Here is a 12641-nt window from a genome sequence, read left to right on the forward strand (position 1 = left end):
AATCTATGAAGAAGTGGCAATTATCAGAAGCAAAGCAAAATTTAGAAAAGATAATAGATCATGTATTACAAGGTAAGGTGCATGCAATAGTAAAATCTAGTGGAGAAGTAGTATATCTAATCGCAGGTGAGAAAAATAATATGATAGCAGAGCAAGCAAAGGTAGGTTGTCAAGCAAATACAGATTTAATAACTTCTGAAATATACAAGTAATAATGAAGTTAATAATGTTTATTATAATTATTTTGCTTGGTAATTATAGTTATGCATCGATTGGCTGCGTAGGAAGATTTGTAAATCCAATAACTGATATTTGCTGGAAATGTTTATTTCCAATTACTATCGGAGGAGTAAAAGTAGTGCCAAGCCCTATGGCTGATACTAATAACCCAAGGCAAATAATTTGTTTTTGCCCTAAAGCCGGCATTCCTATGCCAATTCCTGGTATTCCAATTGGATTCTGGGAACCGGTAAGACTTGTTGATGTAACGAAATCTCCTATGTGTATGGTAAGCCTTGGTGGTATTAACCTTGGTACTAGCATGCAAAAAGGAGTTAAGGATGATATAGAGGGAAGTAGCTTTTATCATGTACATTGGTATATATATCCGGTTATTTACTGGCTTGAGATATTACTTGATTTTGCTTGTTTAGAGATGTCACAAGTTGACGTAGCATATTTAACTGAATTTGATCTGTTATGGGGAGATGATGCTAAATCTGCAATATTAAATCCTGAGAGTTTATTATTTGGCAATATTGCAGCTCAAAGTGCATGTATAGCTGATTGCATGAGCTCTAGTTCTGGTAGTCTTTCTAATGATGGGATGTTTTGGTGTTCAGGCTGTCAAGGTTCTCTTTATCCCTTTACCGGTACAACTAGCTCTTATAATGGCGGAGTTGGAACTTCTGCATTAATAGTAGCTAAATTTATGGCTAAGTTACATAGAGAATTATTACTCTGGGGCTATATGGGAAGAGAAGGATTATGTGGTAAATATCCAATGCCAATAATCAAAAAGTGCCAATATAGACTGCAGATGACTTATCCTATAACGGAAATTCATTCTTGTAAAAAGATTGGTGAGACTGAAACTACCTGGCAGGGTGCACGCGAATTCCCAGTTAAAGGTGAGGATTTTGGTTATTTGATTTGGCGTAAACGCAGTTGCTGTCTCTTTTGATTTTATAATGATGATGTAGAAGCTAAATTTACAAATATAGAGATATGCAATTTAACTTAAAGGCAATAATTTTAACTTGTTTACTAATATTAGGTGGAACAAGTTCTTTGGCACAACCAGAAGTATTATTACATAATATACTACAACCTAAATTAGAGCCTAACACATATAATAATATCTATATTTTTGTTTCATTTTCAATGCCTGATTCAGCATTAAAGAGTTATTATATTGAAGCAGAACAAGAAGGAGCAAGACTTGTAATGCGAGGTCTAAAAAATAATTCTTTTTTAGAAACTAAAGCAAAAGCTAATGAAATTGGTATTAGCTTTGATATTGATCCAAATCTATTTGAGAAATATCAAATTACTTCTGTACCGATAGTAGTGATAGATAATAACCAAGGCAAAGTTAAAAAACTAGCAGGTCATATAGGATTAAATGATGCATTGCAGATAATGCAAGAGGAACAAATGTGAGACAAAGTATTAATATTATTATGTTAGTTACTTTAGTGATGAATGCGATCAGTTCTTACTCTGCTACTATGGAGGATAGTTATAATAGTGCCAGACAGTATGAACACAGTATTAAGCTTGGTAATCCTGATCAAATAGGCAATAAGATAATATTTGATAAAGAGGTAAATATATCAAATTTAAGTAAAATGAATGATCAAGACTTAACAAATCAAGGTAGTGTTATGTTAAATAACTCTGCACAAGGGCAATTACTGCAACAAAGTGAGCTGAAGAAAATAAATGCAATGCAAGAATATGACCTTAATCCTAACAATCCCGTAATTAGTAATTCAGCTAAGATTGAGGCAGAGCCATTAAGGCATACAGAAGGGACTGCACTTAATGTTAGTGAAAAAGTAATTAAAACCAAAATTAATAAGAGTTGCTGTGAAGGGGTAGAATTTGAAATAGATGTTATCAGGAATCTTATACTAGATGCTGAATTAATAGATAAATGGGGTGATTGGCAAGATAAAGCAATAGCATTTTCAGGTCTTGAGATAAGTAACAGTTATCGTCACTGGCTTTATCCTGTCTTTTGGAAGAAGAAAAGACGTTTAGGTAAGCGTAAAACAATATACAGCATGCATATGCATAATAATCAGATCATAATGGAAGAAGTGAGAGCAGCAATTGCCGGTAAGTTAAATATTTCTCTTGATCATATTGATACATATATCGGCATTTCTCCTCAAGGAGAAGGAGCATTAACTGAAGCCTGGGATGGTGATATAGTAAAATGGGATAGATATGTTTTTACTTATAAATATCGTGATAAGATTAAAGTATTTAGAGAAAAAGGTGAGTACTTCCAAATAGTAAATGAGCTTTCAGAAGCTTTAGTTGAGGAAAATGAATGCCATGAAATAAATCGCATATGTCTTGAAGCTGGTAATAAGTTGTTTTTTAATCAATATAATGTTAATCGTCCATGCTGGAGCGAGCAAATTAAATATCAATGTAGTAGTGAGCCAAAATATGGGTGTGATCATTTAAAGAAGCAAGGTTGTGAACTTGCAAGGAGCAATTGCATTAGGCAAGCTGCTAGTATCTGTTTGCAATGGCACAAAGATTACATATGCTCTAATGAGAAAAAAGAGCTTAGCTCCTCTATAGCAGGATCACAAATGTTTTGTTTAGGAGGGAATCGTCATACTGCAACTATTGTGCCAAATACTGATATGGGGAGTGTTGGGTATCTTGCAATGTTAAATGAAATGAAAAAAGATATGCAGACAAATCCGATTTCAGTATTTAAAGGTCATGCCAACAGTTGCCGCAAAACAAATATTGGCAATTTTCTTAATTGTTGCTCTGGATTCAAAGGTTGGGGTAAGGATTTAGGGCTGAGCCGGTGTAATGCAGAAGAAAAAGCCTTAGCCTTAAAAAGGGCAAAAGGTCAGTGTAACTATGTTGGGACATATTGTGCTAAGAAAGATAAAATATTTAAGACATGTATTACTAAAAAATCTACTTATTGTTGTTTTAATTCAAAACTTGCAAGAGTTTTTCAAGAGCAAGGAAAAAAACAATTAGCTATTAGTTTTGGCACAGGGCAGCAGGCTAATTGTCGTGGGTTTACAGTAGAAGAGCTGCAAAGAATAGATTTTTCTAAATTTGATTTAGAGGAGCTATTTAGTGATTTACTTGATCATGCTAAAAGTAAAATAAATAAGAACTTTCCGCAGCAACTAAAAAACCAGATGCCTATAATGCAACAACAAAAATTTAATAATAATCATACTGATTCAAATTTATCCTATTAAAATGATGAAGTGGCTAGTAAACACGATAACTAAATCATCACTAGCCATTACATCACTAGTAATTATTTTATTGTTACTAATCAATGATTGGTCAAATCACGCATTTGCTGGTACTATAGACTTAAATGCTAATAGTATAAATAAAATGATAGGATTAGATTTAGCAAGCAACAATGAAGTAAAAGATAGCACTCAACCAAAAGGTTTTCTTTGGTATAATGAGGATCATGCTTACAAGCCAGAAATATTAAAATTTTCTCAAGATCAAAAAAAGCAAGAGCCAGAACTTGAGCTTTATGATCAAAGGATAGAAGCTTTAAAGAAGGAATTTAATAGAGCTAAGCGTAAAGCCTTAGATGATCCTACTCTTGAAAATGTCATTATTGCTCAAAGGTTACACAAACAAATTTTAGAAAAATCATATAAATTTGCTACCATGTGGCAGCTTGCTACCTTACTTGATTATAGTCTTACAAACGAGAATATACCTGCAAATTCATTGCATAAAAAATTATACGAGATAAGACAAGATAAAGACAGCAGCCAAAAACTAAGATTTTTAGCTAAGAATTGGGGATTAATTCTGCAAGTAAATCAAGGATGTAATTACTGCCAGGCATTTATCCCTATTGTAAGAGAATTTGCAGATAAATATGGCTTTCAATTAATTTTTGTAAGTAATAGTGAAACTAGATTTCAAGGGATACCAACCATTAAAGATACTGGTTTGTTACAAACACTAAATCCTGCAAAGCTTGTACCGGTATTATATTTAATCGATAGCAGCGGCATACAAATATATCCAGTTGCAAGAGGAATTATTAGTGAAGATAAAATTGCTGAAAATATTTTATTGGTAATTCAGCACTATAATAGACTAAAGGTTAATGATTATGATCAGTAACAATAAGTTTAGAAGAGTAATCTACATAAAGCATGTGATGCATATTCTCATGATAATTTTATTGTTACAAACAACAACAACTTATGCTTGGGATTTACAGGATGTATTTCAAGGCATGAGCGTTAATGTCACTAAACCTGGTTCATATCAATCCCAAGCTGCCGGCTATTATTATGCAGCAGGAGGGTTATCTATTAGAACTAATAAAACATCTTTTAATCCGATTTCTATTACCCCTCCCTCGTTAAACATGAGCTGTAGTGGTATAGATTCTTATCTTGGTAGTTTTTCGATTATTTCAGGTGAAGAGCTAGTTCAGCTAATGAAAAATATTGGTACGCAAGCAAAAGCTTATGCATTTTCATTGGGTCTTAAAACTTTTGCTCCACAAATAGAAAATGCCTTAAAAGATTTAAGAAATCTTGCTATGGAAATGAATCAATTTGCTAAGGGCGATTGTGAAATGACTAAAGCTATTTTCGCTTCCATTTTGCCTAAAGATTCAGCCATGAGAGAATCAGTTTGCAGAGATTTACAATCCAGCTCTGGCTTTGATTATTTTGCTGCCGGCAAAAAATGTCGTAGTGATTTAGAGCAGAAACAAGCTTTAGCGAATATCCAAAATCAAGATCCAGAATTAATGCTGACAAATTATAATATTTTTATCAAGGCAGCAGAAAAAGCAGGAATCCCTGAAAATATGAGAAGTGCCATCATGTCCATGACTGGAACTATAATAGTTCGAGATAATAATGTATATTTCCTTGAGTCACTTGCTCAAGATGAAAAGAGCTGGATTGCTCATTTAAAAGGCGGAGAATCTGCCTCAATTTATACTTGTGATAATAGTAATTGTTTAAACCCAGATCTAAGACGTAATATTACTATTGTTCTAGATCAATCATATCAAGGCAAGGCTAAAACAAAACTAGATGAATTAAAGAGCAAACTTACAAGTAATAACGAGTTTAGTAATGCAGACATATCTTTCCTATCTTCAATAGGGGAAGCATTTCCAATATATGATTATATTACTTTAGAAGCAATATCAGGAGTTACTATTTTAGATAGTTCTTCAGAATTAGTTGCTAGTTACAGTTTACTGCAGCATTTAAAGGAAGTAACCTCAGAGGTAAGAAAAGCAGTTACTATGCTCAAATCAAAGCAAGTAGCAGATCATCATTTAACCGCTTACTTAAAAGCTTTAGATAGAGTGCAACTTTTTGCTCAAGAAAAATGGAGTAATATGCTAACAAGTAGTGATCAGATTGATAGAAGAGCAAGATTAATAGAACAACATTTAATCGCTAAAGAGAGGGCTTAAGTATAAATTAAAATTAGATGAGCAAGCAGATAAGCAGGTACAAAAATAAGCAAAGAAGATAAAAATATAAAAAGAACATGACAGATTACGTAATACATACATTTGGTGGAGGAGATATATTATGGCAAGTTTTTAATGGCATAGGAAGAGTCTTTGCCTCAAATAGTGAGTATTTTACACCAGTAGGTAAATTTGCTTTGACAATTGGTGGAATTTGGGCAGCAACTCGTGCTATTTTTAGAGGTAATATTGGTATTTTTGCTATGGAATGGTTTTTTCCATCCTTATTTATTTTTATCTTTTTATTTGCTCCAAAAGCAAATGTGTGGCTTAAAGATGAAATATCAATGCAGGCTCCTGTAAAAATTGATAATATCCCAGTAGGTATTGCTTTTTTTGCTTCTATATCATCAAAAATAAGTTACTCTTTATCAGAGACGCTCGAAAAGCATTTACTTCCACCTGATGAAGGGTTATCAAGCAGGAAGAATGGGATTATGTTTGGAGCAAAAGCTATTGGTAAAATCAAGGACATTCAAATAGAGGATCCGGTAACTTTGACCAATACAAAAGAATTTTTAAGACAATGTTTTATGAAACCTTATATAATTGGTAATATTTTAGGTAAAAAAGCAGAAGCACAAAGAGCAAGTGACATCATTGCTTTTATCGAACAAAATATGCCCAATAATTTTGGTATTTATTATAAGGATCCAAGTAATTCTGCTATTTCTTTTAAAACCTGCAGGCAAGTAACTCCCTTGATTAAGGCAGCTATTAATAAAGAATTAAATGATAGGTTATTAACTAAATTTGCAAATGGTATAGGCATTAGCTCTGATAGGCAAGAGATATTATCTAGCAGATTAAAAACTATGACCTCTGATACTCTAAAATATCTTAAAAAAGAACAAACAGATATTCATCAGTGGATGAGACAAGCAATGCTACTTAATGCTAATCGTGAAGCTTATGATGATTTAAGAGAAAAATTCTCACTTTCTAGAATATATCCTCAATTAGTTAGTATGAATGCGACCCGCGGGTTATTTCAGCAATCCTTTTCTTACCTGATTGCAGGAGAGATGGCAGCAAATATCATGCCTATCTTACAATCAGTATTTTTTGCTTTGGTAATTTGTCTCATTTTCGTAGTATTTCCAATGTCAATGTTGCCCGGTGGTTATACTATCTTTAAAACTTGGATAACATTAATCATTTGGGTAACCAGCTGGCCAGTATTTTTTACTGTGATTCATTGTTTAGGGATGATTAGCCTAGCTGGTAAAGGCACAAGTCACTTTACTGGTTTAAATATCTTATCGCAAGGGAGTTTTTCAGAAATTCTGTTGCATGAGTTTGCAACATTTCAGATGTTAGCAGCTTCAGTTCCGATGTTATCCTGGGCAGTATTAAAGGCTTGTGCTCATGCAACTACTACTTTGGCCAATCAATTTTCTCCAGTACCGGTTGCAAGTAATATTGGTGCTAATATTGCTGATAATAACCTTGCTATGGATAATTATAGCATCGGTAATCGAACAATTGCCCAGCAAAATCTTACCCCAACTTTACAATTGGCAGGAGGAATTATTGATGATGGAGGAATGAGAGTAACCAGTACTGATAGTGGTAGACAAGTACTGACTCAAGCAGTAGACTCACTTGTTAATAACTACCGCTCTTCTAAATTATTACAGGATAGTTATCAATCTCAGTTTATGAGCTCACAAAGTTATCTTGACTCATTAAATGATAGATATAGTAATTTAACTACTACAGGTAATTCTATGGCAACTGAGATAGGAAAAAGATTAAGCTATGAAGAAGCAAAATCTATAGGTATTACTGATAGCCAGTATCTAGCCTTGCAGCAGATGAATTCAGATAGCATCGCTGCTACTGATCATACTGGTAGCAGTAATAGAAAGGGAACTAGTACTAGTGCAAATATAGGTTTAAATGTACCTAGCATAGGAGGAGTAACAGTTCGAGCAGATAATGATCAAGGAAAAGAACGAGGAAAATCAGTAAATCAACAGCAATCATATAATGAAGCATTATCTAAGATTAAAAGTGCTACTAAAGATGGCAGATTAGGTCATACAAATAGTGATCTGCAATCACTTAGTAATAATCTTAATAGTAACTTCTCTGAGCAACAATCTGTAGGGCAAGAAATAACTAGAACTAAACAAAATATCGAGCAATTAAGCTATAACATGAACTATATAGCACAAAATTCTGCCTCTATTGATCGTAATTTAAATGAATCAGTATTAAATAGCATAATTGCCAAAAATATTCCTGGAGTAAGTAGCAAAGAGCAGGCTGCTATGTGGGCAAGTACTCACCAACAAGAAGCCGAACAAATCGCTTTAGATATAGCTAAAATCAATAATATTATACCGCAAGACTTAAGTTCTGTAAGTAGCATCAATATTCCATCTAAAGAAAACTTGCGATCAAGTTTTGATAAAAATACTAAACAGTTGAATGACCAAGCTGCTATTAGTAATATTGATGATAGAAGAAATGATGTTTATGATAAAAATGTAGAACAAATGCTAATTCAGAGTATAGATAATAATGAAATAGAAAAAGTAAAGATTCTTGAGCAGTTATCTGATAAAGTAAAAGATAAGAAGGCACAAATTGAAGATGAATTTAATAAAACTCCTGAATCAACGATTGTCAGAACTGGCCAGCAAATAGCAGATAATCTTGAAATAAGTAGCAAAGCGATCAAGAAAAGAAATATTAAATTACCAGGCCATAAAAATGAAAATAATTGAGAAAAAATTTATGCAAAACATCGAAAAATTAGCATTCATATTTATCTTATCATTAATATTTTTCAGTAGTGCTTTTGCAGAAAACTTGATCAATCCTACTAATGCAAAACAACAACAAATCGAGCAACAAAGCAAAATTCAGGATTCAAATATTTTAGCTGAAGAATATTTAAATATTGGTAAATCTTTTTATAAATTAGGAAAATATCAAGAAGCAATAAAAAATTTTGATCTTGCACTAAAATATAATTTGCATTTTGCGGTAGCATATAATAATAAAGGTAATTCTTTAAGTAATTTAGGAAAGCATCAAGAAGCAATAGAAAATTGTGATCTTGCCTTAAAATATAACCCAAGATATCCAGAAGCATATTATAATAAAGGAATATCCTTAATGTCTTTATGGCAACATCAAGAAGCAATAAAAAATTTTGATTTAGCTATTAAATATAAATCAGATTATGCAGATGCTTATAACAACAAGGGTGCAGCTTTAATAAACTTAGGAAAATATCAAGAAGCAATTGAAACCTGTGATATAGCTATAAAATATCAGCCCCATTGTGTAGAAGCATACTATAACAAGGCTATCTCTTTAAACATATTAAAAAAATATCATGAAGCAATAGAGAATTGTGATTTAGCAATCAAATATGATCCTACTTATACAGCATCATACTTAGAAAAAGGAATAGCTCTTAGAAAATTAGGTAAATATCAAGAAGCAATTAATAGCTATGATCTAGCTATTAAGTATAAATCTGATTATGCTGAAAGTTACTTAGAAAAAGGAATTACATTGATTAGCATGGGAAAAGAAAAAGAAGCTAAAGTAAATTTTCACTTAGCTCTTAAATATAAACCTAATCTTATGACAGAATATACAGAAATAATTAAAGCTTTAAGAAAACTAGGTAATGATCTTATGGCTGACGAGTTTGAAGAAAAATTAAAGATAATGCAAGATAATTTGTAATTTGATGCAACAAAATCAAAATAATTTTACTCGTGGTTCACAGATTTTTGCTCATCAGATGAGAATGCTTGGGCAAGGCAGTATTAATGCTTTAACTATTGGATTAATATTTACTGTAGTTTGGCTAATGTGGCGTACATATCAGAAATTGTCCTTAGTAAGCTTATATTATTTTATCATAGAGCGATACGCACAATTAAAACTTGCCATAGGAGAGTATTTTTACCCTATAAGCCAAATAGGTATTAAATTCTATTATTTAGAACAAAAAGCTTGGGTTTATCGTAATGCTGAAGAATTTGTGCATAAATTTTGGCATGTTACACCGCATTCGCATAATATCAATCAATTTGGGCAATTCTTATTGCATTCAGCTTGGCCAGAAGGTATTATTGTTTTTACTATTAGCATGTTTACTGCCATCATCTTTTTTATGTATCGAGGTAAAAAAGCTGTTATACAAGATAAGATCAGGGGAGCAGATTTGGTGGAAGCAAAAACTTTAGCGAGAATGCTTCATAAAAACAAACAAGCTGCTAATATTTGTTTTTCTGGATTGCCATTAGTTAAAAATATCGAAAGGAGGCATATTCTTATTACCGGTACTACTGGTAGTGGTAAAACTAATATGTTAAATGAGCTATTACCTCAGATTAGAAAAGAGCAAGGTAGAGCAATTATTGTTGATTTAACAGGTAGCTTTACTGATCGATTTTTTGATCCCAAATGTGATAAGCTACTTAATCCTTTGCAAGAGAATACAGAGCATTGGTTGCCTTGGAATGATTGTCATGAAATTTGGGATTATAATGATATGGCAAGTAACTTTAGTAACTATAATCCCAAATTAGATGATTTTTTTGCTAAAAGTGCTGAGTTGGTACTCGCTGAAGGATTAAGATTATATCAGGATAGTAAAGACATCAAAAAGCTAATAAATACTATTCTTTATGCAAATAATAAAGAATTTGCAAAAAGTTTTAAAAATAGTGCAGTATCTGGTATAATTAGCAGTAGTGCCCCTGAGACTTCTTCAGGTATTCAAGCAACTGTTAGTAAAAATATTGAAGTGTTGCAACATTTAAAGCCTAAAGGTGAGTTTAGTATTAGAAAGTGGTTTACTGCGGACAAAGGTTGGTTATTTATAACTAGTACTCCTAATCAAAGAGTAATGCTTCGACCACTTATTGCTGCATGGATTAGCATAGCGATAAAAGCATTAATGAATAGGAACATCAATAATACTCATAGTAATATGTGGTTTGTGATTGATGAGCTGCCAGCTTTACAAAAGATATCTTCACTCCCTATAGCTTTGGCTGAAAGCAGGAAATATGGTGGCTGCGTTGTTGCAGGTATGCAAAACATTCATCAATTAGAGGAGATATATGGTTCTGCTGGAACAGCTTCAATGCTTGATTTATTTGGTAGCAAATTTATTTTTCGGGTAAGTGATCAACAAACAGCACATAAATCAGCTTTAATGCTTGGTGAGCAAGAAATTATTGAAACTCAAGAGAATCTCTCTTATGGTGCTAACTCCATGCGTGATGGAGTAAATATGCATAGCTTAGAGAAAAGAAAATTATTAGTAATGCCATCTGAAATTATGAATCTAGAAGATCTTACCTGTTATGTAAAACTTGCGGGTAACATCCCAATTACTAAATTACAAATGAATTTACAAACTTGATTTAAATGCAAAAATATAGAAACCATTTTAATGGTATTTTTAAAAGATTTCAATTGTTTGATAGGGGATTACCTTATAAAGAAAAATCCTACTATAATGCCCCTTTAAATCGCTAATTTAGTCCGTCCGCCAAAACTCTACAGACCTTATAGATACTAGGTTTTAAGGCAAAAAGTAATAGTAAAATCCATAAGAAAATGAAAGGTTTTATATCAAAAGCTTATGGAAATACAAAAAAATGGCAACGAGAAAATTGAGTACGTTTTGGGACATAGTGTGTTTTTTGATACAAAAATTTAAAATTAGCCCTCAAAATCATAGTAATTTCAGAATTTTTTATAAATTATTTTTCAAACAGCAGAGTAAATTTTACAAGAAATATGTTTACTCTAAAGAACTAATAAAAGCTTCATCAAGACCGGTTACACTAGAAATTAAAGAAACATTACAACCTTGAGTTAACATTTTCTTTGCTACCTCTACTGCTTTATTATATTCCCCTTCAGCTTTACCTTCAGCTTTACCTTCAGCTTTTCCAATTTGGATACCTTCAGCTTTTCCAATTTGGATACCTTTAGCTTCACCAATTTGGATACCTTTAGCCTCACCAACTTGTAAGCCTTCAAGAATACCTATTTCTTTCCCTTCTTGTTGCCAATGCTCTGCTAAACTTCTCATAAGCCTTGTTCCTATTTCTGGATTCAACTTTGTTGATAATAAATTCTCTAGCTTTATTTTATCAGCTTGCTCTATCTTTGTCAAAGTATAATATAATATCATTTCTAGATAATCATAACCTATCGTTATTTTGGTTAATTCCGGCAATATATCTGATATTTCTTGCCATCTTTTTAATAATTCCCTCTCATGTATATGCTTGAGAAAAAATTCTAATATTCCCGACCATATTCTTTGTTTAAACTCTTCATCTGGTATTTCATGGACATTCACTAATTGGTAATCATTAATCCATAATTCTCTTGCTAATTTGTTATTGGCAAATAAATCCCACAAATTCCTTGCAACATTATATTTCTCCTGACCATTGAAAAATATCATCGGGTATACCAACGGTAAAGTCTTAGCTTTAGGATTTTGTATTAAATATCGCTCACAAATATTAATCATATATTTAAAAAGCCTAAAAGCCATAAAATGATCTGCTTTTGATTGATGTTCGACAAGCAAAAATAAGTAGCCGTCTTGTTTATCAAATTTGCATGAGAATAAAACATCAGAGATAGAATCTTTTAAAGAACTTTCTACAAATGTGGTGTTCTCCATTGCTAAACTAGGAAAATCTATTAAACTTTTAATATTTGGGGGCAAATGTGCATTAAAGAACTCATGGGCAACTAGAGGATTCTCAAGTGCCTTACGAAATATCTTATCATGCTTAGCTTTCTTCTTATCCTTATCTGGATCACCAAGCAGGTTTCCTTGTTCACTCATATATTTACATTTTTTGAATTGGTAAAA

10 protein-coding genes are annotated in these 12641 nt (G+C 32.3%); 9 read left to right on the forward strand and 1 reads right to left on the reverse strand.

Annotated features, from left to right (window positions below; translation table 11 throughout):
• Positions 1-5: 5 nt before the first annotated feature.
• The 9 genes from AAGW17_RS04125 to AAGW17_RS04165 all read left to right on the forward strand — a co-directional run bounded on the left by AAGW17_RS04125 (position 6) and on the right by AAGW17_RS04165 (position 11162).
• On the forward strand, positions 6-212 hold the full coding sequence (locus AAGW17_RS04125; RefSeq protein WP_008579916.1) for a type II toxin-antitoxin system prevent-host-death family antitoxin: 207 nt from the start codon (positions 6-8) through the stop codon (positions 210-212).
• Between the two features lie 2 nt (positions 213-214).
• Entirely contained in the window at positions 215-1183 is a 969-nt protein-coding gene (gene traU, locus AAGW17_RS04130) for a conjugal transfer pilus assembly protein TraU (RefSeq protein ID WP_008579917.1), read from the forward strand.
• A 44-nt stretch (positions 1184-1227) separates the two neighbouring features.
• On the forward strand, positions 1228-1662 hold the full coding sequence (gene trbC, locus AAGW17_RS04135; protein WP_008579918.1) for a type-F conjugative transfer system pilin assembly protein TrbC: 435 nt from the start codon (positions 1228-1230) through the stop codon (positions 1660-1662).
• Between the two features lie 20 nt (positions 1663-1682).
• Complete coding sequence (gene traN, locus AAGW17_RS04140) at positions 1683-3470, forward strand: conjugal transfer protein TraN (protein WP_186788014.1); 1788 nt, start codon at positions 1683-1685, stop codon at positions 3468-3470.
• A gap of 1 nt (position 3471) precedes the next feature.
• Complete coding sequence (locus AAGW17_RS04145; RefSeq protein WP_011477109.1) at positions 3472-4374, forward strand: conjugal transfer protein TraF; 903 nt, start codon at positions 3472-3474, stop codon at positions 4372-4374.
• A complete protein-coding gene (locus AAGW17_RS04150; protein ID WP_008579921.1) occupies positions 4364-5698 on the forward strand; it encodes a conjugal transfer protein TraH in 1335 nt (444 codons plus the stop codon). The genes AAGW17_RS04145 and AAGW17_RS04150 overlap by 11 nt, the downstream gene beginning before the upstream one ends.
• Positions 5699-5775: 77 nt before the next feature.
• On the forward strand, positions 5776-8493 hold the full coding sequence (locus AAGW17_RS04155) for a conjugal transfer protein TraG N-terminal domain-containing protein (RefSeq protein ID WP_008579923.1): 2718 nt from the start codon (positions 5776-5778) through the stop codon (positions 8491-8493).
• Positions 8480-9469, forward strand: coding sequence for a tetratricopeptide repeat protein (locus AAGW17_RS04160; protein WP_347938773.1), 990 nt, complete (start codon positions 8480-8482; stop codon positions 9467-9469). The genes AAGW17_RS04155 and AAGW17_RS04160 overlap by 14 nt, the downstream gene beginning before the upstream one ends.
• A 4-nt stretch (positions 9470-9473) precedes the next feature.
• On the forward strand, positions 9474-11162 hold the full coding sequence (locus tag AAGW17_RS04165) for a type IV secretion system DNA-binding domain-containing protein (RefSeq protein WP_347939416.1): 1689 nt from the start codon (positions 9474-9476) through the stop codon (positions 11160-11162).
• A gap of 384 nt (positions 11163-11546) precedes the next feature.
• Here the strand turns inward: AAGW17_RS04165 and AAGW17_RS04170 are convergent, their stop codons facing one another.
• Positions 11547-12614 (reverse strand): Rpn family recombination-promoting nuclease/putative transposase, encoded by a 1068-nt coding sequence (locus AAGW17_RS04170; RefSeq protein WP_008579927.1) that lies wholly within the window; start codon positions 12612-12614, stop codon positions 11547-11549.
• Positions 12615-12641 lie beyond the last annotated feature (27 nt).

The sequence above is a fragment of the Rickettsia sp. Oklahoma-10 genome (assembly GCF_039954865.1).
Lineage (GTDB): Bacteria > Pseudomonadota > Alphaproteobacteria > Rickettsiales > Rickettsiaceae > Rickettsia > Rickettsia oklahomensis.